Genomic DNA, 25,245 nt, shown 5'->3' with positions numbered 1-25,245 from the left:
ATGGTCGAATTCTGGGCCGCCGCCCTCGCCCTCTCCCTTCTTCTCTACGTCCTGCTCGATGGCTTCGACCTCGGTGTCGGCATGCTATTCCCTTTCGGACCGGACGAAAGGGCACGCCGGCATATGCTCACGGCGATCTCGCCGGTTTGGGACGGCAACGAGACATGGCTCGTCCTCGCAGCCGCGACGCTCTTCGGCGCCTTCCCACTCGTCTACTCGACGCTGCTGTCGGCATTCTACCTGCCTGTGATGGTGATGCTCGCCGGATTGATCCTGCGCGGCGTCGCCTTCGAGTTCAGGTACAAGACTGTCCGCCTACGCTGGATGTGGGACGTGGGCTTCGTGGTCGGCTCCTATACGGCGACGCTGGTTCAGGGCGCGACGGTCGGAGCTCTGGTGCAGGGACTAGCCATCGAGAACGGCCGATACGTGGGTGGCCCCTTCGCTTGGCTAAGCCCCTTCGCTCTCCTGTGCGGTGCAGGCCTGTGTCTGGGCTATGCCCTCATCGGCTCGTGCTGGCTCGCCGGTAAGACGGAGGGCGAGTTGCAGGACTTCGCCTTCCGGGCTGCACCCCGTCTGCTCGTGGCGCTGCTGGTCTTCCTGCTCGCCGCCTTCGCCTATGCGGCATTCCTCGACCTCCGCGTCATGAACCGCTGGGTCGAGCGTCCGATTCTTATCATCTTTCCCCTGATCGGGCTCGCCGCGGTCGCCGGTCTCGTTCAAGCCATTCGCGCGCGGGACGAGCGGCGCCCGTTCCTCATGGGCGCCCTAATCTTCGCCGCCGCATTCTGCACGTTGGCCGCCTCGTTCCTGCCATACATGGTGCCGTTTTCCATCACGATCGATGAGGCCGCCTCGCCCGAGAGTTCGCTCCTCTTCCTGTTCTGGGGGGCGGGTTTGTTCGTCTTCCCCATAACCCTCGCCTACACGGCGGCGGTCTACTTTATCTTCCGTGGTAAAGTACGAGACCAGGGTGGATACCATTAAGTGCAGACTGCGCGACCGAAAGGTGCGGCAAAGATTGTGATCCTCGGTTCAGGCGGGGAAAGCCGGCCTTCGGCTGCCGCCTGAACCATGACGGCTCGGAGCAACTCCCGGATCCTCGATGCGCCCCACCCCTGATGGATCGACGCTCGACGCCGCGATGCAGCGGCCCCGCCGACACATGAATGTCTGTGCGTCGGTGCCATCTTCCGGGGTTCCCTTCGGCATCCGCTCCGCCTCAGCGGCTCTTGCGGCGCTCTGGCTCGCCATGTGGCTCCAACTCGAAACCCCACGTTGGGCAGCTTGGACCGTCATGGCGCTTGCGCTCCCGACGCGTGGGCAGGTCGGACGCAAGGGTCTGTGGCGCGTGGGTGGGACCATTCTCGGCCTCGGGGCTGGGTTGGCCGGCGTCGCGGGGTTCGCTCAGGACTCACTCGCGATGGGAACATTCGTCGCCCTGTGGTTCGCCCTGAACGCCTATGTCGGCGGCCGCCTTCCCGGCTTGGCATCCTACGGGGCCGCACTCTCAGGGCTGACGGCGGGCCTGATCGTCGCCCTAAGCGCGACGGATCCTGGTTCGGCGCTCGAGATCGCGTTGGCGCGCGGAGCCGAAATCGTCCTCGGCGTCGGGTGCGTCTACGTCGCGAGCGCGCTCGCCGAAATCGCACAAGGCTCCCCGCCCGCCCGCGCATCCGCGCCTCCGACCGTCCTGCCCTCAGCGGAGATGGTGACGGCGAACGCCGTCCGCGCCTTCCTCGTGGTAGCGGTCGCCTGGGCAATCTGGGTTACGACAGCGTGGCCGTCTGGCGGCCTCTTCGTAGTCTTCGCCGGCGTCGTCTCGGTCGTGTTCGTGACGATGCCTGACGGCGACCTGCGCGCGCGGGACTACTTGTGGGGCGCGGCGCTCGGGCAAGCGACCGGGCTCGTCGTTAAGTACGCCCTCTTGAGCTCATCGTCCTCGTTCGAGATGCTCGCGGCCGTCCTGTTTCCATTCCTCTTGATAGGTGGCATCGGGATGACCGACCAACGCAAGGTTGCGCTGACGCTCGGTTACAACCTCTCCTTCCTAATCGCGCTCGAGCCGCGCAATCCGATGCAATACGACCTCGCGGCCTCTCTCAACGAGGCTGCCGCTGTCTTCGCGGGCATTGCCTTCGGCGTCTTAGCATTTCGGGTCGTCTTCCCATACCGGATCTGGAGGGGCATGCGTTGATGCTGCCCCTCCGGGAAATCGACGTCCTCGGCGTCTTTGTCGCGCCCTTCGCCGTCTGCCTACTCCTAGCGGTGGCTGCCACGTACTGCGTGGCGGCTAGACTGGGCCGCATCCCCGCCGCCAGCCGATGGGCGAGCACGCCCCTGTTCGAACTCACGCTGTTCGTGGCCGTGCTGTCGAGCCTTGTTCTCCTGCTCGGACGCATCTGAGCAACCCACTTGAAACGGAGCGAGCTGATCTTGGCTGCCGTGACCCCTCCCTCGCCCGACAGGCCGACGCCGGTCCCACCCTCGGCCTTCGGGCTGTTTGCCGCCTCCGCGGCAGTCGTCGGCTCGGGCCTCCTCGCGTGGCTGGCGTGGACCTATTACTTCGATAGTCCCTGGACTCGCGACGGCAGCGTGCGCGTCTACACCGCCCAGGTCGCCGCGGAGGTCTCCGGTCGGGTGACCGACGTGCTCGTCTCGGACAACCAGGCAGTGCGCAAAGGTGACGTGCTCTTCCGTATCGACGACCGCGATTACCGCATTGCAGTGCTGCGGGCGCAGGCCGCGCTGGAACGGGCAGCGGCCGAGCTAAGGAACAGCCAAGCCAAGGCCGCCCGGCGCAACCAGCTCGACGATCTGGCGGTGAGCATTGAGGTTCGCCAGACCTATCAAAGCGTCGCAGATGCAGCGCAGGCGGCCTATCAGGGGGCCACCGCCGATCTGGACAACGCGAAGCTGAATCTCGAGCGTGTTGAGGTGCGCTCGCCTGTCAACGGCTACGTGACTAACCTCCTGCTTCAAGCCGGCACCTACGCCACGATCGGTCAGGCCGCGATGACCCTGATCAACGCCGACAGCTACTGGGTCGCCGGCTACTTCGAAGAGACCCAGTTGCGCCAGATCGCAGTGGGCGACCCTGTCTCCATCACGCTGATGGGTTACTCGGATGCGCCTATCGAGGGCGAGGTCGAGAGCCTCGCCAGGGGCATCATGGATCCGAACGCGACACCCGGGGTCGCCGGCCTTCCCTCCGTGAACCCGGTGTTCACCTGGGTCCGCCTAGCCCAGCGCATTCCCGTCCGGATCCGCATCAAGCAACTGCCCCCAGACCAGCATCTCGCGGCGGGCATGACGGCGACCGTGCGCGTCCGCCCGAGGCAGGGACCGGGCCCTACCCCTCAGTTCCTCGGTTGCGAGTCGTCCTTCGCGAAGTGGGCATCCGAGTGGCGGAGGCTGCTCGGTGCACGTCTGGGTGGGCCGTCCTGCACCGGCAGGGATGTCGGCTGAGAGCCCCGGGCCTGCGCCGGAGCATGTCGATTCGGGCCCTGGATCGGGCGGATCGGCTGGTAGGCGACGAAGTCTGGTCGACTGTCAGGACCATTTCTCCAACCATCCGATTGAAATCGCGTCTCGAACGTGCCGTTGGCCGAGTTCGACCGCCGCCTCAAAGCTCGACAAACCCGCAGGTCACATCCAGCCGAATGCTAGAGTGATCCATCAGAGCAGCAGTGTGAGCTTTGAGGAATTTCGGCCGAATGAACTCGGTCAACCGATCGACGTCCCCTCGGCGAGGGCGCCCCCCCAAGGGACTTTCTTTTGCTGATGAACAGCCCTTTCGGACCCAAGTGAAGTTTATGCTCGACGAATCGCGACTCGTTCACAGCACATTGGGCGCGATGGCAGGACGAATATGCACAAGGAGCAAACCTCAATTCCGGAGGATTGGCATCAGATCAAACCGGTCCAGCCAAGAAAACCTGCGCCCGCGAGAACAGGGAGCGGATTAAGCTTCGTGCGCCAGAACAGAAGCGTGCACAGGCTGACCGCAGCGTAGCCGCGATACGAGAAGCCGGCGTTCTCGGCGATGATGCAGCCGCTCGCCAGGATAAGGCCGACCGCGATCGGACCGAGCGCGCGCTCCAGAGCAATGTGCCAGCCGCTGGCCGATGTCCGCTGCCAGACCCGTGCGACCAGGATCATCAGCAGCCCGGCCGGAACCATCATGGCAGCCTGCGCGACCACCGCGCCTGCGATCCCGGCGACCTTGTAGCCGATCATCGCGACGATTAGGTTGCTCGGCCCCGGGGCGGCCTGCGAGATCGCGAAGACGTCGGCGAAGGCATTGCTTGTCAGCCAATGCTGCTCGCGTACGGCGTGGCGGGCCATCTCCGGCACGACGCTGTTGCTGCCGCCGATCGACAGGATCGACAACGTGCTGAAGAAGCTCGCGAGTGCGACGAGGTCGGTGAGTTTCATGGCCCGATCCTGTCCCTGTCGCGCCGGTGCACATTGCGCCACGCCAACAGGAAGGCCGGCGGCCCGAGGATTGCCAGGACCGCGGGCAAGGGCAAGTGCAGCAGGAGTGAACCGGCGAACGCCAAGGCAATGAAGGCGAGGCCGGTCGGCCGGCGTGCGAAGCCATCCCCGGCCTTCAGCCCCGCCGCCAGTGCAAGGCCGACCGCAGCCGCGGTGACCCCGCGAAGGACGTCCTGAACCGCCGGCGACGTGCCTGTGTCGAAGTACATCCAGGCGAAACCCACGACGATACCGAACGGCACGAGGGTGAGGCCGAGGAGCGCGGCGGTGGCGCCGGGCACGCCACGGAAGCGATGTCCGACATATATCGCGAAGTTGGCCTGGTTGGCGCCCGGAAGAACCCGGGCGAGCGCGTAGGCGCTCAGGAACTCGGTGTCGTCGAGCCAGCCCTTCTCCTCGACGATCAACTTTCGCGCCCAGGCTGTGAGGCCTCCCCCGAAACTGACCAGCGTCAGCTGATTGAATAACAGGAAGAGCTCGCGGAGCGACGGGGCGGGAATCTGGCCCGCACGGCCTTCAGCTGTGCTGCAGGTCGGCATCCGACTTGAACTCCGTGCTCTCCATATGGTCGGGCGGCGAGATCGGATAGGGCGGCTCATACTTGCGCGAGCTCCTCCAGTCCGCCTCGAACACGGCGGCTATTCCGTGCACCACTGCAGGGTCCCGCACGATCAAGCCCAGCTCGCGCCGCAAATCGAAGGCGGGCTGGTCGAAGTTTTGTGATCCGAGAAAGACGCGGTCTCCGTCGACGATCACGACTTTTCCGTGGCTGCGAAGCCCGCGCTGCTTGTGAAGTCGGCCGCCAGCCTCCCGGAACAGCCGCCATAGGGCGAAGGAGTACATCAGGTCCGGCTGGTGAAGGCCGTGCTTGCCGCCGCAGAGGAGGCGGACGCGGACGCCCCGTCTGAGGGCGGCGTGGATCCGCTCGAAGATCACCGGCTCGGCGAACTTCGGATGCGCGAGGTCGATGCTGCGCTCCGCGCCGTCGAGCATGTCGCACAGGACGGCACGGGCGTTGCCGGGGCTCCACGACAGCTCGCCACCTCGGTCGGGCACATAAGTCTCGCCGCTCCAGTCGCCCTCGAAGCAGGCCCGGATGCCGGCGACCTGGCCAGGGTCGGAAAGGACCACTCCGTAGTCTCGCGTCTTGCTGAAGTACTTTTCCATGAAGTTGAAGGTCGCGATCATGGCGCGGGCGCCGTCGACCACCAGCGACTTTTCATGGGTGACGAGGAAGTGCGGAGGTGTCCATCGCACCGGCACGCCCGCCGCCTCGAACCTGGCGAAGGTCGCGTCGTTGATCCGCTCGCCAGTGACCTTGGCCGCATTCAGCAGGACGCGAACCGCGACGCCATCCGCATGCCGCGCGATGACCTCGTCGAGCAGGATGGGATGGTCGAAGGTGAACTGCTTGAGCAGGATCTCGCGCGCGGCGCTCCGCAGCATCGCGACCACCGGTCCGACTCCGTGGTCCGGTTGGACGATGAGGTTGGGTGCGCCGACCCTCGTTGTGTCTTGCATTCTATGGGCCTGGAGATGTTCTCGGAGCGGCGGGATCAATCCTCGTCGATGTCCGCCGGCGACCCAGGCGGTAGTGGGCCATCGTCGATGACGCCAGGATCACCGTAGTTGAAGGGCGGTCCATCCCAGCCGACGACGCCGTCCGGGTTGTCCGGCGTCACGTTCGGATCGATTGCTGGCTGACCGTCCCGGTCGAGACGCCGGTCGAGACGTTCCATGCGTCTGAGATCGCGTCGGATCGGAACATCCTGCCCCTGAGCGAACGCGTCGGGAGCGGCCGCGAAGGCCACGAGGGTGCCAATAGCCAGAAGCCTCATGTTAGACCGCCCTTCCCTCTCGTTGTCACGGTGCGCGGCCTTCCCGAGCCTGCCGGCACTGGCTCGGTCGCCCGATACATCGACCCACCTGCGCCTCGAGCACCGTGACAGGCAATAGCCTCAAACACGATGTCTGGGCGGACCAAAATATGGGCCAGCCCGGCCGCCGCCTCCTGCAGGACAATGACGAGGAACGGGCAGGCGGAGCGCGGCGCTGATGGCCGATTAACATGCTGAAGCCTCCAGCGGATGTCGCCAAACTTTGCCGAAAACGGCGGTCAAAAAGCGTGGATTTTTGCCGGACTCGGCGGCCGTGCCGGCAGCAGGCGACAATTGAGAGAATTTAGGAGTTATCCGTGCCACCCGTTGAGGAAATCGAGCAGAAGGCTGTTCACCTCCTCCGGGCGCTCCTCGTGTGGAAGGTGTCCGCAAGACGGGATCGCGGCAGTGCGAAGATCGTCGGCCATCTCGGCCCAGACAGATGCCATGTCGAACATCTTGCCCACCGCCCCAAAATCCGCACCCCAGAGAGCTAGGACGGGGCAGGCGATCTTCACATCCGCGTCGACCAGATCCTGCGCGTTGTCCTCGGCGTTCGCCCGGTAGTCTGCCATCGCGCCGCGTACCGCACCCGGTGCCCGGTAGGCCGCAACGTAGGCCTCGAGGTCCGCGCCTGAGATCGTGGACGGGTCGAAACACCAGTCCGAGAAGAAGTGACGCAGCCAGATGTCTTCCCGCCCAGCGATGAGTGCCTCCGGCAAGTCGGGCACAAGATGGAACATGAAGAACCAATAGGCCTTGGCAATCTGTGCGTTCATGCTACGCGCAACGATGCGCGTCGGCACGTTGTCCATCACTACAAGACGGTCGAGTAGGTTCGGGTGATCCTTGGCGAAGCGTGTAGCGACGCGGGCGCCGCGGTCGTGGCCGACGAGCGCGATGCGGCCGATTCCAAGCGACTTCAACAACTCCAGAAGGTCGAGAGCCATCGTACGCTTGTCGTAGCCGCTCGCCGGCTTGTCGGTCTCGCCGTAGCCCCGCAGGTCCGGCGCCACCACGCGGAAGTGCTCGGCGAGCACCGGGATCTGATGTCGCCAAGCGTAGTTCGTTTCGGGAAAGCCGTGCAGGAGCACCACGGGCGGCCCCGAACCGGCTTCAAGGTAATGTTGGCGGATGCCGTTCGCGTGGACCGTGTGGCGGCGAATCGCGACCATTACTAACCTTTCGCTTGGGTTCGTTCGTCTTTGGATACGATGACCGCAAGCCCGCCAGACACGGGGAACGATGCGGCGATCTCTCTAGGCGGCTGATTCGACGTGCGGACGCCCACGCATCCGAGGATGCGCTTCCGGCGAGCGGGGCGCCTCTCCGGTAGGCGCCGTTCTCCCGGACGTCCGAATGACGTTAAGTGGCGCAGACTTGACAAGTGTCGCGCCCGCCCTTCCTCGACGCGGACGCCGGGTCCGTACCTCAATAGTCGTCGCTGTCGGCCGGAGATCCAGGCGGAAGCACGCCGCGACCGATGACGTCGCCGCTCACTGAGGGCGGAGGGCCGTCGAAACCGACGACTCCATCGGTACGGTTCGGCGCAACCGCAGACGGCAAGCGGAACTCGACGCTCTGATCCGTCGGATCCCCTTGTATCGAGTCGCGCCTAACCGGGCTCCCCGACGAGACCTGCGCCAAGCCTCCGTACGCACCGGCGAACAAGAGAAGAACGACAATGGCAAGCAACCTCATGTGTACATTCCTCAATTCGCTCGAATTGGTTTCATGCCGCGACTGCTCGGAGATGTGGACGGAACGAACTTGCGGCGATCAAGCGGGCGTCGGCGCTTTTCAAGGCCGGGACCGCCGTGGGACGCTGGAACCACTCGCGCGATCCTGAGAGATCCAAGAGCGGCCCTTCCCGTGATCGGAGGCAAACGCGAACGGAGACGCGAGCATCTAACGTTTCGGGAGGCATCCAATGCAGATGCTCATATCGATTTTGTCCATGTCGACGTCATCTTTCGACCGCTTGACGGGAAGGTCTCTCGCGGTGGGACTTGCGTCGCGGCTCGGCGGCTTAGTCCGTCCGGTCGAAGTCGTATATGGGGCCGTCTCGGTCGAGAGCGGGCCGCCGCCCGTACCGGTCTGGTCGGGCTGCGCGAGCGCCACTCCACCGCAGAGGAGGCCGATGCCGACAGCACACGACAGCTTCGATCTGCGATGCCAAGTCGACATGCGCGAGCGAATTTCCATAGCCTGTCCTGTAATCACAACGACCTCGCGCTAAATCGACTGACCTGTTCCAATCAAAATTTAAGAGCCTAGCAATGACCGCTAATCCTCGACCGATAGATCCAATTAACGACCAGATGTTTGGGCGCTCTCCTTGTGACACCCCAAGGTCCATTCGGAAACCGTCGAGCAATTTCCAAGATTTGGGCCGTGGTTCGTTTTGGGACCGCGGCGGTGCCCAGGGACAGTGCCCGAGCGGGCGGGTATCGCCGACGACCGACGTCAGCGATCCCGTCGGGCGTCGACGCCTCCCGCGAACGGGCTCCGACGATGTTGCGCCCTACGACGCCTGACGACGACAGATCTCAGCCGGCCACAGCCTGGACCGCGTCGATGATGACGTCCGCAACCGCCTCCGGCATCGAGAGCAGCGAAAGGTGACTCGCCTTCAATTCGGTGGTCTTCGCCTGCATCGCCGCCGCGAATTTCCGCTCCAGTTCGACGCTCACGACGCGATCTTCCGTCGAGACGACGTACCAACTCGGACGCGCTTCCCACGCGGCCTTCGTGATCTTGTCCTTGAACGTGCTCGCCGCCAACGGTGGCTGAAGCACTGCGAGGACGCGCGTCTCGTCCTCGGGTAGGTCCTGCCCGACGTCGTAGACCCACCCTTCCGTGCTTATGCGGAGAAAACCGTTCCCGTCGTCGCCGACACAGGCGAGCGCAGGAGGCGCAGCGTGCGCGTTGACGAGGTCGCCGACGGTCTCGCCGGCCTTTGGCGCGAAAGCCGCAACATAGACGAGAGCTTTCACCTTCGGATCATTTCCGGCTTCGGTGATAACCGCGCCACCCCAGCTATGGCCGACCAGCACGATCGGCCCATCGACGGTTTCGAGCATGCGCCGAGTGACGGCGACATCGTCGGCGAGCGACGTCGTTGGATTCTGGACGGCGACGACCGAGATGCCACGCCTCAGCAGCAACGGGATAACGCGACGCCAGCTTGAGCCGTCGGCCCATGCTCCATGGACGAGGACCACAGTCGGACCAGAGTGCGGGGATATTGTCATAGTCGTGGGCTTCCGGTTCAACGAATGAGTGGCCGGCATCCTCAGATCGTTACCGCGATCGATCTTGTCGGAACGAGAGTGAATTTGGACGAATCCAACCTCTGGATCCATGATGCTTAAACGCGCCCAATGCGTGGCGGCATCCAACCATGTCTTCCGAGAAGGAACTTTTCTGCGATAGAAAACCCGAGTATGCGTCACGCAGCTTCAAAAGACGACAAGATCCGACAAGATCGGCCGGCGCGCTGCTGTCATCTGTGAGAGGCAGCTCAAGGGGCCACCAGGACCGGTTTGGATAAGATGTCTAAAAACTTGAGAGAAAGCTGTGTCAGGCGTGCCGAATTGTCATCGGCGGACAGACGGAGCACGCATTCGATCTAGTGGCAACTCGCTGAGTGCCACCCCAGGCATCAGGACCTGCGAGCCGTCCAGCCGCGGGATCGTCGGGCCACGGCTCGACAGGCCGCCCGAGAGCAGCCAGCCGCCGCCCGCAACGATTCCGCTCGCGATGCGGGCTCCCGCATCCCGCAGCGCAGGCGAAAGGTGACGCTGATGCGGCAGGAGCAGCGCGCGCCTGCCCGTTCGCCCTTTGAAGTTGGCAGAACAAGGGATCGTGCTACTCAGTAAATGCCAAGGCTGATACTTAAAAAGGGTCGACAAGCAATGAACAAAATGGTCTTTATAATCCTTGCTGCGACTTTGTCCGCATCAACCGCAAGTGCCCAGACCCCCAGCCCCGCCTATCGGTACTCCGGTCCGCACGCAGGAGGACCTGCAGACGACCTCATCCGCACTGGCAAGCCGCGCCCGGTCGTGCGGACCGTCAGGGATAGAGCGTATCGCTATTCTGGAAGCCATGCGGGAGGGCCGGCCGACGATCTCATTCCCGCCGGCAAACCGAGGCCCGTCGCGCGTCCGGTCAGGAGTCAAGCATATCGATATTCCGGCAGCCACGCCGGGGGCCCAGCGAACGACCTGCCGCGCAAGTAGGGCGCTCTAAACGCTGCCGCCTTTGGCTAAACCCGAACGTCGGCGCGTTCCTCGATGGATGCCGAGGAACGTCCCCGGATCATGGGGCTGCAGGGCATCGTGCGTGGCAAGAAGGTTCGCACCACCATCCCGGACCCGGCCGCGGCCTGCCCGCTCGACCGGGTGAACCGCCAGTTCAAGGCGCCGCGCCCCAACGCCTTGTGGGTCAGCGACCTCACCTAAGTCGCGACCTGGGCCGGCTTCATCTACGTCGCGTTCGTGATCGACGCCTACGCCCGGCGCACCGTCGGTTGGCGGGTCTCCCGCACGGCTCACGCCGCCTTCGTGCTCGATGCTCTTGAGCAGGCTCTGCACGAACGTCGTCCTCTCTGGGGCGGAGGGCTTGTGCACCATAGCGACAGGGGCGCGTAATACCTCGCTCTGCGCTACACGGGACGGCTGACGGAGGCGGGGGTCGAGCCCTCAGTCGGCAGCATTGGGGACGCTTACGACAACGCCATGGCCGCGACGATCAACGGTCTGTTCAAAGCCGAAGTGATCCATCCCCGTGGGCCGTGGCCATCCTTCGAGGCAGTCGAGTTCGCCACCCTCGAATGGGTCGATTGGTTCAATACCCGCCGCCTGCTCGGACCGATCGGCAACGTGCCTCCCGCCGAGGCTGAGGCGCGCTACTTTGCTCAAGCCGAGGCGCAAGCCTTGGCCGCTTGAGCTAAATCAAACGGCCTCCGGGAAACTCGGGGCGGTTCAATTGCCTGTCGCTTAGCATCGTACCTCTTCGGGTATGACAGACAAAATGTGCGCTCTACAAAATGGTTTAGGCGACGACAGAACCTAAGTGTATGGTCCCGGGATGAGGTGTGACGGGTCGATCCTGAAGCGATTGGGCTCTTTCGTCCAGGCGTTCAGGATGAACTCGGTGGGTGTCAGGCCGCGCAGGGTCTTGAGCCGACGAGCGTGATTGTAGGCATCGACGAACAGGTGCAGATGCGTTCGAAGCTGGTCGTGGCTGTCGTAGTGGTAGCGCTTGACCGTCGCATCCTTGATGGTGCGGTTCATCCGCTCGACCTGCCCGTTGGTCCAAGGATGGTTCACCTTGGTCAGCCGATGCTCGATGTTGTGCTCGTCGCAGACGCGGTCGAAGATGTGCTTACTATCGTAGATGTCCTGTCGACGTGATGTGAACTGAACGCCGTTATCTGTGAGCACGGTGTGGATGCGGTAAGGCACCGCCTCAATGAAGTCGCGCAGAAACTGGGCGGCCTCCATCTTGCCGGCGCTCTCCACGAGCCGCACGAAGGCAAATTTGCTGGTTCGATCGATGGCTACGAACAGCCTGAGCTTACCTTCGGCCGTGCTCACCTCGGCGATGTCGATGTGGACGTAGCCAATGGCGTAGGTCGCAAAGCGCTGCTTCTTGGGTTTGTCGCCTTCGATCTCGGGTAGTCGGCTGATGCAGTGCCGTTCCAGGCAGCGATGCAGCGAGGATCGCGTCAGGTGCGGGATCGTCGGCTGCAAGCCATAGAGGCAGTCGTCAAGCGGCAGCAGGGTATGCCGGCGGAAGGCGACAATGATCGCTTCCTCCTCGACGGTGAGCACGGTGGAGCGCGGTTCCTTGGGGCCCATCCGGGCATCCGCTGTGCTCGTCCGTTTGCGCCACTTCTGCACCGTCGTCGGGCTGACGCCGTAGCGCTTGGCCAGCGCTCTTACGCTCTCTTCACGTAGCTGGATCGCGCGACGGACTGCCTCCGTCGTGGTGGCGCTTCCATGAAGAACCTGGCCCATAGCGCATCCCTCGCAGCATGGTGGTCAACCGTACCACCACACCGCGGGATCAAACACCTAAGTCCGGCCCTGAGTAAATCCTGCATTTTGGTTGTGCCCGTCGCTAAACAATTGATGCAGCCAGCCTTCAAGCTGATCGGCCCCGAACGGCTTCGCCAAGCAAGCCAGTGCGCCGAGCGCAAGGGCGCGCCCCTCCATCGCCTCGCTTGGGTAGGCGGTCATGACCAGGACAGGCAGATCCGGCTTGTGCTCAGAAAGAAGACGGAGCAGTTCGAGACCGTTTAAGTGCGGCATCTGTACGTCAGTGATGACCATCGCGATCCCGTTGCCTGCCAAGGCATCCAGGAACGCCCGTCCGCCCTCGAACAGCCTCGCCTCGTAACCGAGGGCGCGCGTGAGGCGTTCGAGCGCCGAACGCACGGAGGCATCGTCATCCACGATGGCGATGACAGGAACACCCATCGCTGTCTCAGCCCTGCAAGATCGGCAAACGAAAATGGAACGCCGCGCCACCTGTTGGCGCCGCCTCGGCCCAGATATCTCCTCCGTGGCCGTCGATGAGATTGCGGCAGATCGCAAGCCCGAGTCCCATGCCGCCAAGCTTGTCCGAATGGAACGCCTCGAAGATCCTGCGCCGCCGATCCGGCGGTATGCCGGGACCGGTATCCGTTACCGAGACGGTGAGGGACTCTTCGGTCCGGCGAAACGAGATTGTGATATCCCGTCGGCCGGCCTGCTTCGACATGGCCTGCGCGGCATTGACAAGCAGGTTCACGAACACCTGCTGGATCTCGATCCGGTCCGCCCGGAGAAGAGGGAGATTCTCCTCCGGGGAGAGGTGGACGGAGGCCCCGTGCCTCCGGAGTTCGCTCTCTATCAGTAGATTAGCCTCGCGCGCTGCCTGCACAATGTCGACAGGCTGCAATCGCCTAGGAGCGTTGCTCAAGAATGAGCGTGTACGCGCGACGACATCGCGGGCACGCGTTGCGTCCGCGACGATATCGTCCAATGCTGCTGTGGCTTCCTCGAGCTCTGGGACGGGACGCCGAAGCCAGCGAAGTCCGGCTTGTGCGTTGGCGAGTATCGCCGCCAACGGCGAGTTCACCTCATGGGCAATTGAAGCTCCAAGAGCCCCGACGGTGCTGATCCGGACAGTGCGCGCAAGCTCAGTGTCGGCCGCGGCCAGCCGTGCCTGAGAGCGTATGAAGCCAGTGACATCGAGGGAGATCACGATGATGTCGGAGAACCCGACGAAGTCTGTCGGCAACGCCGCCGTGAAAAGCACGTCGAGCTCGCGTCCGTCTGGACACGTGATATGCGCCATTGAACGGAAATGCCGGTCGCCGCGCCCGAACGCCACAAGCCACTGCGCGAAGGTCTGATCCGTATCCGGCAAGAGCCGGTCGAGTGAACCGAGATATGCGCTCTTGTCGGGGGCTCCAGTTTCCTCCAGCGAGAAGGCATTCACATCTTTGATCTGCACCTGCGAACGTAAGGCGCGAAGCTCCTCCGGCCGGTTCGCGAAGTGGCTTTCCAAGTCCACAACGCCGTTGCTCCGGAGGAGCCTGATCGCCTCGCCGACAACTGTCCAGTCCTCACGCCAGATTGCGATGCCCGCGCGGTCGTAGATCGCACGAAAGCCTTCTTCGGCCGCCCGGAGGGATCGCAATGCACTGTAGGCCGCGAGCGTCGCGACTGAAGCGATCAGAAGCGCGAGGATGCCGACAAAGGGCCTGCCGTTAACATCGAGCACGGCGTCGCGTCCCGCGAGGAATGCTGTGCCTGCTGGAAGGAGGACGAGGAGCGCCGCACCTCCGAGGCTCCGAAGACCATTGAGTCCTCGGCGGGTCGGCTTCGATAGCATCCAAGCCGGTAGGCACTGGGCACTCGCGGGGTCTTCTGGGGCGGAATGCGGCAGGCTTGGCCATCGTGAAAAAACCTGTCGCATATCGGTTGCCGAGCGAGCATTCGTACCGCGAGGATGCGGGAGGGGATCGGGGGCTCCGCGATACGCCTGTATAATAGCCTAGCTTGCGCATAGATTGAATGATGCGTGCATGGACCTACACCAGCACGGCACACTCAAGTTCCCGAACGCAGGCCTTCACGCCACATCCCGCAACCGCGGGTGGCAAGGGATAGCGGCCGAGCTACGGTCGCACCCTGCGGGTAACCTCCCTGCCCTAGTCCCGACTCAGCTGGAGATAACGCTGGCAACGCGCCGGTGCGCTGGCGCCCACGTTAGCCGCAAGGGCGCGGGGCTGCGACAGACGACCGCGGTCGAAGCTGGCACGGTGTGGCTGTGCCCGGTCGGTGTGGGAGAGGATGACACCAACATCTCCGCACCACTGACAGACATCCTGCACATCTACCTGCCGGCCGACCGCTTCGGGACGCTGAATGAACTATATGGTGACAGCCGCATTCGTGCCGACAACGTACGATATCTCGCCGACGTCGACGACCCGCTTATTAAGCAACTCGGTATGACGATCCTCACTGAATTGCTGCAGGAGTCTTCCGGCGGACGTATGCTGGTTGAGAGCGCCGCCCTCGCACTCACAGCAAGAATTGCCCATGCTCACGGACAATCCGGACCCAGCGCAATTAGCGCGAAGGTAGAACGTGTCGAGTGTCCGGAACGCATCCAGCGTGCCGTTGACTACATCCGCGAGAATCCGCATCTTGACATCACAATTTCGGAGCTTGCCGATATTTGCTGTCTCAGTCCATTTCATTTCGCTCGTTCGTTCAAGCGAGCTACAGGGAAGACCCCTCACGGTTTAATCAGCGAGGTACGCCTGAATCACGCACGCAAGCTCTTGGCGGATCGGAAGCATTCTCTGGCAGATGTCGCGTTGTTGTCAGGCTTCTCTAACCAGTCCGCTTTCAGCAATGCTTTCAAGAAGGCGCTCGGATGCACTCCAGGATCATACCGGCAGATGGTCAGCTAACCACCCGTTCGGTAGGATAATGCCACAGAGAGCCGCAGTCCAATGATGCGCTCGGGAAGCCGCATTCCTTTAGAATTCCTCCAGTGTATCGTTTAATCGACAGCTTCGCTTTCTCCTGAGCAACCTGACGCAATAGGTGAGCAACATCGCGCAATACGTCGCTTGTGGCCGCATGTACCGTGCCCTTCTAGTCAACAGGGAAGATCATGACGGTGGCGATGCCGATGAACGCCATGGAGTTCCGAGTACCTGCTTTTTGCGACGGCAAAAATTCGCTGCCGCCAGATATGCACGGACTGTGCGGCTCGGTCGGGCGGGAGCATCTGGCGAAACGCGCTTTGCCATCCGTCGCGTTCGAGGATTGGTCGGACGGCATCGCTTTCTGGATAAGTCCGGCAAATCGCGATTGTCCGGTTCCGTTCGGGCGGTGTAATGCGATCCTGATCCAGGCTGCCCCAAGCATGTCCTTCGACGTGTTGGGCGAGGTATACGCGGCCCACAAATTCGCGGAAGACGAGATAAGGCTGATCGATATGCGCGCGTCCGCGTTCCGGCCTTGCGCAGGCGCCATCCACATTGCTTTAAGCCATTCCGTCTTCGAGGAGATCTCCGGCGGGAAGGACCAGCTCGGCCTCGACCTGCTCGATGCTTTCAGGGATCGCTTTGACAGGCCACTGCTGGACAAGGCGGCCCGCAACATGATCCTGATGGCTGCTTCCACCATAGGCCGTTCGGATCGTTACTCCACACTTGTTCGCCGTCAATTGGCTCGGGCGCTCGCAGCCCACGTTTTTGGCACCTACGCACTGAGTTCCAGCGCAGGCGAACGCAAGCGTGGCGGTCTTGCCCCTTGGCAACTTCGCCGCCTTCAGCAACGCGTTGAATCCGAACCGGCCAAGTCGTTGAGCCTGCAGACGATGGCACAAGATTGCGGCCTGTCCACCGGACACTTCGCACGTGTCTTCCGCAGCTCAGTTGGATCGTCGCCGCGGGCTTGGCTAATCAAGGAGCGTATCAAGGTTGCGAAGCAGCTGATGCGACAGTCGGACCTTTCCCTCGCAGAGATCGCATTGGCTTGCGGCTTCTCCGATCAGAGTCATTTCACGAGAATCTTTACTCGTGCGGAACAAGTCAGCCCCGGCCGTTGGCGCCGACTACTCGATCCGGAAGATCGCGGCTAAATCTGAGGGCGGAGCTCACGCCGGACTGTTGTGTCGAGAAATTGCCGGCACCGAAAAAGCTCGAGGTGCTCTAACCCGTGGCTCGCGTCGGACGCGAGCCACGGCCATAACCGACCTCGACCTAGGGTTCGGACTCGATCAGCACCAGAAGGCGATGACGGCAGCCAGGGCGACGGCTGAGGCGTAGTTGCGGGCGAGCTTGTCGTACCGGGTGGCGATGCGGCGGAAGTCCTTGAGGCGGTTGAACGTCGCCTCAATGCGCCAGCGCTCCCGGTAGCGCCGCTTGTCGTGACGGATCCCTCTCTTGCGGCCTCGCTTGCCCGGGATGATCGACATGATGCCGCTTCTGCGTAGGTCAGCGGGCGAGCTTGGTAGGTCTGCCGGATAAGCTCGGCATGAGCCTCAATGTGACGGGAGCGCTGGTCGCCGCCCAGCGGCTTGGGCGCGACGTGGCCCACGCGCCGCTTCTGCTGCGACCAGCGGCTGGCGCTAACCCGGCTCACGCCGAAGCGCTCGGCGGCCTGCCGGCAGGTCGCTCCGGCTGAGACCGCGGATGCCACGCGCTGGCGCAGATCGACGGACAAGGTCGTCCGCATGAGCGCCTCCTCGCCCCATCAACCCCCAGCCACCCAGCACAGCTTCCGATCGGACGAGCCTCGCTCTAGCGCAGGGGCCTGTGATGAGAGCGCCCGGCCTCAGACGGAATGGGCTTCCAGGTCGGCGAGGCCGGGTCGCCGCGCCCCAACCCCATAGGTCCAGCCGGGACCGTCGTACAGACAATCCGTATGAATTAAGCTCGGAACGTCCAATCGAGCGTGCGTTTGTACAAGGCTGACACAAGAATTTTCTGCAAGAGCCCCTAGATGGCGGCACGGCAATAATCCACTTCGTGGGATCTCGTGAAGAGGTCACACCGAGCGCTCCGAGCCTTACGCGCCGCAAGACTGACGCGGCACCTCGCCCACGCGATGACCTTGGCTTCTAGCATTGAAGATAGTGAAGCCCTGGTGCTCCGCAGCCCGCAGGGGAATCAGTTGTTGCGCCGTCGCCAATCGCGGCAGGCCTGTTCGAGGACTAACGGCGGGCGCCTCGCCGCTCAACCAAGCGGCTCGAGAGACGTGCCGCTCATGCGGAGAACCGGATCATGAACGAATTCACGAATCTTCAACTTTACGGAACACGCAATGATGTAAGTGCGAACGCGAAGAGCGTTTCGATTCAGGCATTAAGTGAGCGATTGGCAGACGGGATTGATTTGGCATTAGCTATCAAGCAGGCACACTGGAATTTAAAGGGGGCGCAATTCATCGGCGTTCATCTCATGCTTGACACGTTTCGCAACGAACTGGACGATCTCAATGACAAGGTAGCCGAACGCATCGTCCAGCTTGGTGGAACGGCTTGCGGCACGGTAGCCGCAGTGGCTGCGAGATCGCGCCTAGCACCTTATCCGATCGATGCACACGCGGTCGGCAGCCATATCGTAGCGCTGGCCGATCGATATGCCGATTTCGCCAGCGCCGTACGTCGAAACATAGACGATACGGACGAGGCGGGCGATGCTGGCACCGCGGACTTGTTCACGGAACTATCCCGCGGCGTCGATAAACAACTCTGGTTCCTTGAGGCACATATTCAGGAGGCGGCCGGATCGATGCCCGGCCCAGGACGCATCACCGACCGATAGTAATTCGCGAACCATCGCCTGCACGCTCGACTTCGGATCCGACATGTGGCGGAACGGATCACGCTAGAAGTGTCCGGCCCTTGTCACTTGGTTTGGGCAGACGAGCGTGTAGGGCCTTGAAGTCGCGCGGGAGCTTCGGCCGGCGGCCGGCATCAATGGGTGATGGCGGTCGTCGGTCGAAGCGCATCCTCTTCGTGGCAGCGCCAAGCCGACCACTATCGAGGCCTGCCGCCGACGAGCGGCTCTGTATGCTGACAAGGCGGCCCCGGTTGCAGAGGCGTGCCGGCCTGGGCGGCGCCGACGTAGCAGGCCGTGCCTCGACCCGGCGCCGCGGATCGACGTGACGGCTACAGGGTCTCTCGCGTTGCCCTCAATTTTTGATCTTCGATGGTTACACCTAATGAGACGAAACAAAATTTCGGGAGTGAACCGACCGTCGGTCCCTGGCTCGATTTCTCTGACGGCAGAGGTCGTTGCAGCCTACGTAGCTAATAATAGTTTGCCGCACGCGGACTTGCCGTTGCTGATCGTCTCCACGCACGTGGCGCTTGCCGGCCTCGGTCAGACTCGGACTTCAGCCCATTCCGGCGAAGAGAGGCCCACGGCCGCGCAGATCAAGCGGTCCATCACGTATGACGCACTGGTCTCTTTCGAGGACGGCAAGCCGTACAAAACCCTGAGGCGGCATCTAACCCTGCGAGGTCTCAGCCCGGAGGCATACCGGGCAAAGTGGGGCCTGCCCGCCGACTACCCAATGACCGCCGCCGGCTATTCTGACGTGCGTTCAGCCCTGGCGCGGAGTTTCGGCCTCGGCCGAGCGAAGTAGCACGCCTATCATCGCAAATACCCGGCTGCCTGCGCGTGGGCACCTTCTAGGGCATGGCGTCTCGCTCAGGCTGCGTAGCGAGGGTCCTGAGCGAAAGCCGCGATGGGGCTCGAAAGACTGCATGACCGCCACTAGGCGGCGAACCGATGTCTGCTCTGGACGCACCGAAGATGTTTGGTCCGGCGAGTGTCAATGTCCTGTGTGGATGGCTCCTGCGTTGCAGGCCAGGAGCGAGGAAATGGCCGGCGAGCGTTTCTGACGGTTGTCGTGCAACCGGTCGAGGTGTGGCACACGCTAGAGTACAGCGATTGTGTGGCAAACACGCCGCTCGCTCGACCAGCCGGAGCGCAGATTTTATAGTGGGTAACATTTTTCGCTAAACGACTGAGCCTCTCTTCGATGTCTGCTTACGAGATGCAAGTAAGTGCGGTTGAACGGCTGCAATGGGCGCGAAGTTGAACGGCCGTTTTTGCGCCCGGTGGCGGTCTGGCACGACTTAGGTTGGCCGAAAACCGCCCCTCCCGCTTCAGAGCGGCCAAAACGAAGAAGCGGACACGCTGGCTTTGATCCAACACCGGCACGCTGACCGCAATCCGCGCCTCGTCACGGCATAACTGAGTTCAGGGCTTAGTCGCCGAGGTCCCGAGGGCCTCGGCTGAACGTCGCAATCCGCCGGGCTGCAACGGCAAGAGCGCGAGCCCGTCATCAGGGGATCCGGGGCCCCGATCGGACGCGGCATGTGAGGCGAGGTCTACTTCCGAACGTGTTCCCACACCTTGGAGATGACGACCGATCCCTCGCCGACCGAGGCTGCGACACGCTTGACGGAGTTGGCGCGGACATCGCCGACCGCGAAGATTCCCGGATGAGACGTCGCATAGGGTGAACTCGCGCCGATCGCGTCCCCAGTCAGGACGAAACCGTGGCCATCGAGTTCTACGAGCCCAGAGAGCCAGCCGGTATTGGGGGCGGCGCCAACCATGACGAACACGGCACATGTCGAGATCGTGCGCGTCGTTCCGTCGGCGACATTGCGGATCGTCACCGCATCAAGATGGTCGTCGCCGTGTAGGGCAATGACTTCGGCCCCATACTCAATGCTGATCGCCGGATCTGCCTCCAGCCGACTCGAAAGATACCGCGACATAGAGGTTGCGAGCGATTTTCCGCGCACCAGCAGGCGAACGTGCCGGGCCGAGCGACTGAGATACATCGCCGCCTGGCCCGCCGAGTTGCCGCCACCGATGATGATCGTCTCGGCATTCCTGCAGTAGCGGGCCTCGATCTCCGTCGCAGCGTAGTAGACGCCTGCGCCCTCGAAAGCCTCCAGGCGCTCGATTGGCAATCGCCTGTATTGGACGCCCGTCGCGACGACGACGGCCTGTCCCCGGACGCGCCGGCCGTTGTCGAACGTCGCACAGAACGACCCGTCCTCAAGCCGTTCCAGCTTCGCCACACGCCGCGGCATCGCGAACCGCGTGCCGAACTTCATCGCCTGGACCTCACCGCGCCAGACGAGATCTGCGCCTGAGATCCCGGTTGGGAATCCCATGTAGTTCTCGATCCGGCTCGAGGTGCCGGCTTGACCGCCGATCGCCACATCCTCGATGACCAACGCGCGAAGCCCCTCTGCTCCCGCATAGACGCCCGCCGCGACGCCGGCTGGGCCACCGCCTACAATGAGGACGTCGAAGGCCTCGTCGTCGACGAGGCCGTAGTCGAGACCGAGCAGCTGCGCGACCTTGGCGGGCGTTGGCTCGGTCACAACGATGTCCCGGCCGAAGATGACCGCCGGTCGTTCGGACGAGATCGAGCAACTCGTGGCTACGCTCGCCGCCTCCGGGCTGCCCAGCGGGTAGGACCTGTAGGGGAGGCGGTTGCGGCTGGCGAACTCCGCGATCCGCCGGACGCTCCGATCGTTGTCTTCGCCAATGAGCACCAAGGTGCCATCGTGTGAGTCGAGCTGGCGGCGCCGCCTTGCGGCAAGAACCGTGATGATGATGTCCGACATCTCCGGGATCTCGGATAACAACCTCAGCATCGCCGGACGCGGCACCTCGGTGACGATGGTATCCGTGCACGCTCGCATGGGCATCGACCAGACGCCGCCGTTCAGGAACGAGATCTCTCCCATGAACTGAGTTGGCCCGAGGGTGGAAGGAAGATGGCGCTCGTCCGTGAACGGGTTCACCACCTCGATCTCGCCAGCCTCGACATAGACAAAGCGGTCGGCGGGGTCGCCGGCGCGCACGAGGAAGGTGCCGGCCGGGTAGTGCTTCTCGGCTCCGATGGCCCGGAGTGCGGCGACGTGCGTTGCGGCGAGGGGAATGCGCTGCATCTCGCGCAGGTCACGACCGATCGATTCCATGGTGGTTCCTGTCGCAGGTCATCCGCTGCGGCGCAGCATCGTCGGATCGATTTCGCTAGGCAAGACTCTCGGCGCGGACGTTTGTCTGAGCGGCGCCGCAGGTTCGGAATGGTGCGTAGGACCTGCAATCCGGCCCGAGCCGACGTCTGCTTCGGAGATGCCAACGACGACCAACGAATGGCCGAAATGGGCGCGAAGCTGAACGGCCGCTTTTGCGCTCTTCAGCGATCCCGCATGGCGTAGTCTGGCCGGAAGCAGCCGGTCTGCTCTCGAGGACGTCCGCCGGAAAAGCGGACGCGCGGCTTCCGACTCAACATCGCCGCAATGGCGCATCGGCGCCTTTCTTGAAAGCGGACACAGGTCGCGCAGCCAATACGACCGCTACCCTGCGGCCGACCACGTCACGACCAGCACCGCCGGCTCTCACCTCTCACTGCGCGTCACGCCACAGAGCGGCCATTTCCTGGAGAGCGGCTTCGCCTTGACGGAGCGCCGTCTGCTCGTCGGACAACGAGTAGAGGCATTGCCGGAGGATGCAGTCCTGATCGCGGATGACCCAGCGATAGCGCGAGGAGTCCTCAGGACAGATCTCAACTTGCAGGGAGAGGACTGCGAGGGCTTTCGCTTCCATCGTAGGCTCCTTCAACTTGCCGGACTACGCTCCTGCCATCGACGGGTGGGCAGTCGGGGAACTGCATCCAGTGTGTGAACGCGTCGGTCCGGTAGCTGTGCTCGCACGAGGCGACGTGCCAAGGTGCTGCATCGTCAGCGCGCTTGGGATCCCAGCGGATGATGGCGCGCTGGTCGGGCTCGTCACGGTTGATGGCGATGATCCACCGCCCATCGTGCGGGGCCCGATCCATCGTCCTCCAAGTGCGCATGGCACCCTCCCGGCGCCTTGCTCACGGCGCCTCATCGCATCGAGGCACCAGGAACGCTCGAACGGCTGAAACCGTTCGGGCGTCCTTCTTGCATGCTCCCGGATCATCACGACAGAGCGAGGCGCCGATCCGGCCGCACCTACGCGCGGTGCTGCCGGTCGTGCGCCGCTGTGATACAGGGCCCGCCGAACCGCCGACGCCCTGGGAACCGTCCTTGAGGCGCTAGCGGCTCTGTAGCGACCGTAGCTGCCATAACCGCCGGGACGTCCTTCGTAGATGCGCACGTCCCGGCGGCCGTAGCCGCCAAACTCCCGGTGGCCGCGATAGCCGTGCGCCGGTGCCCAGGGCGGCGGGCCACCGTGACGGAAACCGCGCTCACCCCTGGCCCATGGCGGATCGGCCATGGCAGGCGAGGTGGCCCCCACGACGCCAACGGCTAGGGTCAGTGCGCCGAGCGCAGCCAACGTGGATTTGCGAAACATGAAGTGCCTCCCTCGTGTCAGGATGTTGCCGACCACGGACCAGAGACGGCGTGCACGGGCGAACCGTTCCAACGCGATTGGCTCGGACGCGAGCCGCTCGCGTAGCTGCCGGAAGAAGCTTCTGGACGAGCATGTCAGACTCCCGGATCGAGGAGCTGCTGCAGCAGAATGCGAGGATCGTGGCGGCCGATGAGGAGGTCACCGCTCTGCTGCATCGACTCCGCGCGTTGCACTAAGAGGGGCGAGACAAATCAGAGGCCGCAGGGCTGTTGGTCACGAAGCTGAAGCAGCTCCTGCGGCTGCGCGTCCAACGAGATCGCAATCTTCGGAGATGGACGGGCACAGCATGATGTCTTGCGCCGTGCCGACATCTGAGCTTTGAACTGTCCCGGTGACATGTCGGGCGACCGGGTGGACCGATCGGCCTCTCTCAATCTCTAGCAAGTCAGCTGAGCGGCAGATTAATCCGGCAACGTAAATCCTTCTCGCCCAGGTCGTAGCTGGTCAGGGCTCGCAACGCGTAGGGTAGCGCGCGTTCGATCAGTTCTCGGCCATAGCCACTTCGCATCACGGCGCCGTACTCCCCGCTCGGCCCTTTGATGCCCTCCTCGACCCAGTCCAGCACGAGGCGGCGCTGTCCCGCATCGGTCTTGTGGATCTGCCACCTTATCGAGAGCTGACCAGCTTCGCTGGACAGCGCCCCGTACTTGCACGCGTTGGTGGCGAGTTCGTGTAGGGCGAGCGCGAGGGTCTGCACCGCAGCCTTGCGCAACCGGACTGAGGGCCCTTCCAGCACGGCGCGATCCCGCACAGTGTCAGCGCCGAGCGCGTCAAGTTCTGTCTGGATCAACATCCGGATGGTGATAGGCACCTGTTCGGAGCGGGACAACAAACCCTGGACGCGTGAGAGGGCGGACAGCCTGTCGCTGAACTGTCTCGTGAACGCCTCGGTCGGCCCGGTGCGTGACATGGTCTGCATCGCGATTGAGCGCACGACCGCCAGGAGGTTGCGGGTGCGGTGCTGCAATTCGGCGACCATCACTTCCAGGCGAGCGGCATTCGCCTTCTGCTCGGAAATGTCCTTTGCGATGCCACCGATGCGTCGCACGCGACCTTCCGCGTCCGGCAGCGGAAACGCCGTACTCTCGATCCAGCGCGAGCCGCCGTCGGAGGTGTCAGCTGTCCTGAACTGGTAGGTGACCGAGACGCCAGTGCGGGCTCGTCGTACACCGGCCATGACGCGATCCCGGTCCTCCGGGTGAACGAAGGACAGCCAGGTGTTGATGTGTGTGTCAGCTAGTGCGAATTTGCGATTGGACTCGTAGAGCCGCTCGAAGGCAGGGCTTACATACTCGAGCTGTAGCGTCTCGGCATTTCGCATCCAGACTAGGTCCGACGAAGCCTCGCTGAACTGCCTGAAACGCTCCTCGCTGTCGCGCAAAGCCGCCTCGACCTGCCGCAAATCTGTGATGTCACGCTGGACCGCGATCCAGTGGGTGAGATCGCCAGATTCATTGCGCATGGGTGTGATCAGCCACTCGACGCGATAGGTGCTGCCGTCCTTGCGGTAGTTCACCGTCTCGCCCTGAATGGCGACGCCTTGTGAGAGTCTCTCACGGACGTGGTCGAGAACTGCGCGGTCAGTGTCAGGTCCCTGCAGGAAGCGCGGGGAGTGGCCGATCACCTCCTCAGGGGTATAGCCAGTCATGCGGGAGAAGGCGGGATTAGCGTAGAGGATCACCGGCCCGGGCGCATCGAGGTTTGGTGTGGTGACGAGTACCGCCTCGCCGATCGCGTCCAGAGCGGTCTTGAACAAAGCGGAATCCGGCGGCGCGTAAGCATGGCTGCCATCAGGTTCACGCGTCACAGGCAGAGCCCCTCAGATCCTTCGCTGTTGAACCGGGCGGCGCCTGCACTGTTCCGAATGGCCGCGGGCGCCCGCCATCAGAGCATTGCATGCGGATTGGTGGAGCAGGGCTACAGGGCGCAGTATTACAACCTACCCTCAGCGGACGAGCCGAGCATTGGACTCTGGCGTGACATATGTACGACCGTCGGCCAATCAGGTCGCCCTGTGGCTACTCACCCGAGGCTAGGCTCGTTGGATCAAAGCGGCCTATGAACCGGCCTCTGTCCCACAGCTCTACGCTGCGCCCGTCCGTCATCCCGCGTGCTGTAGCGATAGCCTCATCGTCGTTTAAAGATCGGATAGCTTCTGCACCATCAATCCGCCCTTCACCACCGAGCCAGTACACTCGATATCGAGCCTGAGCTTCATCGCGGGATTGCGCACGAGCGGTCATGGTGATGCTCCGAGGATTGCTTGAAGCGGCGGCCCTTTCGCTGCCTGAACTCATGCAAGTACCGGTTCTCACTGGAGCGTGCGTCAGCGGATTTGACTGAGAAATTAACTGGATCAAGACAGCCTACAATTTTTGGTTGTTAGCCGGCATAACAGTCGGTCGG

General features: G+C 63.2%; 20 protein-coding genes and 3 pseudogenes. 9 read left to right on the top strand and 14 right to left on the bottom strand.

What is annotated here, in order from left to right; translation table 11 throughout:
* The 4 genes from cydB (at position 1) to ABIE45_RS06250 (ending at position 3,468) form a co-directional block, all read left to right on the top strand.
* Complete coding sequence (gene cydB / locus ABIE45_RS06265; RefSeq protein WP_192711586.1) at positions 1 to 987, top strand: cytochrome d ubiquinol oxidase subunit II; 987 nt, start codon at positions 1 to 3, stop codon at positions 985 to 987.
* A gap of 118 nt (positions 988 to 1,105) precedes the next feature.
* Positions 1,106 to 2,197, top strand: a complete 1,092-nt coding sequence (locus ABIE45_RS06260) for an FUSC family protein (RefSeq protein ID WP_192711585.1) — start codon at positions 1,106 to 1,108, stop codon at positions 2,195 to 2,197.
* The gene (locus tag ABIE45_RS06255; RefSeq protein ID WP_373622850.1) at positions 2,197 to 2,406 is read left to right on the top strand and encodes a DUF1656 domain-containing protein; all 210 of its coding nucleotides are present in this window, start codon (positions 2,197 to 2,199) and stop codon (positions 2,404 to 2,406) included. Before ABIE45_RS06260 ends, ABIE45_RS06255 begins: the two co-directional genes overlap by 1 nt.
* Positions 2,407 to 2,445: 39 nt before the next feature.
* Positions 2,446 to 3,468 (top strand): efflux RND transporter periplasmic adaptor subunit, encoded by a 1,023-nt coding sequence (locus tag ABIE45_RS06250; protein WP_373622849.1) that lies wholly within the window; start codon positions 2,446 to 2,448, stop codon positions 3,466 to 3,468.
* Positions 3,469 to 3,909: 441 nt separating this feature from the next.
* Here the strand turns inward: ABIE45_RS06250 and ABIE45_RS06245 are convergent, their stop codons facing one another.
* From ABIE45_RS06245 to ABIE45_RS06220, 6 genes are all read right to left on the bottom strand, one after another.
* Positions 3,910 to 4,437 (bottom strand): chromate transporter, encoded by a 528-nt coding sequence (locus ABIE45_RS06245; protein ID WP_192711582.1) that lies wholly within the window; start codon positions 4,435 to 4,437, stop codon positions 3,910 to 3,912.
* The gene (locus tag ABIE45_RS06240; RefSeq protein WP_192711581.1) at positions 4,434 to 5,036 is read right to left on the bottom strand and encodes a chromate transporter; all 603 of its coding nucleotides are present in this window, start codon (positions 5,034 to 5,036) and stop codon (positions 4,434 to 4,436) included. Before ABIE45_RS06240 ends, ABIE45_RS06245 begins: the two co-directional genes overlap by 4 nt.
* Positions 5,014 to 5,943: a phosphatidylserine/phosphatidylglycerophosphate/cardiolipin synthase family protein gene (locus ABIE45_RS06235; RefSeq protein WP_373622847.1), complete on the bottom strand. Its 930-nt coding sequence runs from the start codon at positions 5,941 to 5,943 to the stop codon at positions 5,014 to 5,016. The genes ABIE45_RS06240 and ABIE45_RS06235 overlap by 23 nt, the downstream gene beginning before the upstream one ends.
* Positions 5,944 to 6,053: 110 nt before the next feature.
* Positions 6,054 to 6,335: a hypothetical protein gene (locus ABIE45_RS06230; protein ID WP_192711579.1), complete on the bottom strand. Its 282-nt coding sequence runs from the start codon at positions 6,333 to 6,335 to the stop codon at positions 6,054 to 6,056.
* Positions 6,336 to 6,685: 350 nt separating this feature from the next.
* Positions 6,686 to 7,549 carry an alpha/beta fold hydrolase gene (locus ABIE45_RS06225; RefSeq protein WP_192711578.1) on the bottom strand — a complete coding sequence of 288 codons (864 nt, stop codon included), beginning with the start codon at positions 7,547 to 7,549 and terminating at the stop codon, positions 6,686 to 6,688.
* A 1,374-nt stretch (positions 7,550 to 8,923) separates the two neighbouring features.
* On the bottom strand, positions 8,924 to 9,628 hold the full coding sequence (locus ABIE45_RS06220) for an alpha/beta fold hydrolase (RefSeq protein ID WP_210332094.1): 705 nt from the start codon (positions 9,626 to 9,628) through the stop codon (positions 8,924 to 8,926).
* A gap of 1,065 nt (positions 9,629 to 10,693) precedes the next feature.
* Here ABIE45_RS06220 and ABIE45_RS06215 point away from each other — a divergent pair.
* A pseudogene (locus ABIE45_RS06215) lies at positions 10,694 to 11,326 on the top strand (IS3 family transposase); the annotation flags it as partial.
* Between the two features lie 123 nt (positions 11,327 to 11,449).
* On the opposite strand, the gene ABIE45_RS06210 reads toward ABIE45_RS06215, so the two are convergent.
* Genes ABIE45_RS06210 through ABIE45_RS06200 form a run of 3 tightly spaced genes read right to left on the bottom strand, consistent with a single transcriptional unit; the run spans position 11,450 to position 14,153 of the window.
* Positions 11,450 to 12,400, bottom strand: coding sequence for an IS481 family transposase (locus tag ABIE45_RS06210; RefSeq protein ID WP_373622127.1), 951 nt, complete (start codon positions 12,398 to 12,400; stop codon positions 11,450 to 11,452).
* A 57-nt stretch (positions 12,401 to 12,457) separates the two neighbouring features.
* A complete protein-coding gene (locus ABIE45_RS06205) occupies positions 12,458 to 12,862 on the bottom strand; it encodes a response regulator (RefSeq protein WP_192711465.1) in 405 nt (134 codons plus the stop codon).
* Between the two features lie 7 nt (positions 12,863 to 12,869).
* Positions 12,870 to 14,153, bottom strand: a complete 1,284-nt coding sequence (locus ABIE45_RS06200) for an ATP-binding protein (protein ID WP_192711464.1) — start codon at positions 14,151 to 14,153, stop codon at positions 12,870 to 12,872.
* Between the two features lie 304 nt (positions 14,154 to 14,457).
* Here ABIE45_RS06200 and ABIE45_RS06195 point away from each other — a divergent pair, with 304 nt between their 5' ends.
* Together ABIE45_RS06195 and ABIE45_RS06190 are read left to right on the top strand one after the other, a co-directional pair.
* Positions 14,458 to 15,354 carry an AraC family transcriptional regulator gene (locus ABIE45_RS06195; RefSeq protein ID WP_192711463.1) on the top strand — a complete coding sequence of 299 codons (897 nt, stop codon included), beginning with the start codon at positions 14,458 to 14,460 and terminating at the stop codon, positions 15,352 to 15,354.
* Between the two features lie 206 nt (positions 15,355 to 15,560).
* Complete coding sequence (locus tag ABIE45_RS06190) at positions 15,561 to 16,535, top strand: AraC family transcriptional regulator (RefSeq protein ID WP_192711462.1); 975 nt, start codon at positions 15,561 to 15,563, stop codon at positions 16,533 to 16,535.
* Positions 16,536 to 16,673: 138 nt separating this feature from the next.
* Here the strand turns inward: ABIE45_RS06190 and ABIE45_RS06185 are convergent.
* Both ABIE45_RS06185 and ABIE45_RS06180 read right to left on the bottom strand, forming a co-directional pair.
* Positions 16,674 to 16,892: pseudogene (locus tag ABIE45_RS06185) on the bottom strand (transposase); the annotation flags it as partial.
* Position 16,893: 1 nt separating this feature from the next.
* Positions 16,894 to 17,131 (bottom strand): annotated as a pseudogene (locus tag ABIE45_RS06180) (helix-turn-helix domain-containing protein); the annotation flags it as partial.
* Positions 17,132 to 17,679: 548 nt separating this feature from the next.
* On the opposite strand from ABIE45_RS06180, the gene dps reads away from it, so the two are divergent.
* Together dps and ABIE45_RS06170 are read left to right on the top strand one after the other, a co-directional pair.
* The gene (gene dps / locus ABIE45_RS06175) at positions 17,680 to 18,222 is read left to right on the top strand and encodes a DNA starvation/stationary phase protection protein Dps (protein ID WP_192711461.1); all 543 of its coding nucleotides are present in this window, start codon (positions 17,680 to 17,682) and stop codon (positions 18,220 to 18,222) included.
* 400 nt (positions 18,223 to 18,622) lie between these two features.
* Entirely contained in the window at positions 18,623 to 19,048 is a 426-nt protein-coding gene (locus ABIE45_RS06170) for a MucR family transcriptional regulator (protein ID WP_192711460.1), read from the top strand.
* 751 nt (positions 19,049 to 19,799) lie between these two features.
* On the opposite strand, the gene ABIE45_RS06165 is transcribed toward ABIE45_RS06170, so the two are convergent.
* The 3 genes from ABIE45_RS06165 to ABIE45_RS06155 form a co-directional block, all read right to left on the bottom strand.
* The gene (locus tag ABIE45_RS06165; protein ID WP_192711459.1) at positions 19,800 to 21,416 is read right to left on the bottom strand and encodes a cyclic nucleotide-binding domain-containing thioredoxin-disulfide reductase; all 1,617 of its coding nucleotides are present in this window, start codon (positions 21,414 to 21,416) and stop codon (positions 19,800 to 19,802) included.
* Between the two features lie 430 nt (positions 21,417 to 21,846).
* Complete coding sequence (locus tag ABIE45_RS06160; RefSeq protein ID WP_192711458.1) at positions 21,847 to 22,047, bottom strand: hypothetical protein; 201 nt, start codon at positions 22,045 to 22,047, stop codon at positions 21,847 to 21,849.
* A gap of 1,177 nt (positions 22,048 to 23,224) precedes the next feature.
* Positions 23,225 to 24,595, bottom strand: coding sequence for a PAS domain S-box protein (locus tag ABIE45_RS06155; protein WP_192711457.1), 1,371 nt, complete (start codon positions 24,593 to 24,595; stop codon positions 23,225 to 23,227).
* Positions 24,596 to 25,245 lie beyond the last annotated feature (650 nt).

It is taken from the genome of Methylobacterium sp. OAE515 (assembly GCF_041806315.1).
GTDB classification, from domain to species: domain Bacteria; phylum Pseudomonadota; class Alphaproteobacteria; order Rhizobiales; family Beijerinckiaceae; genus Methylobacterium; species Methylobacterium tardum.
The sequence above is the reverse complement of the archived record's forward strand: the minus strand, read 5'-3'. Positions and strand labels throughout refer to the sequence as shown.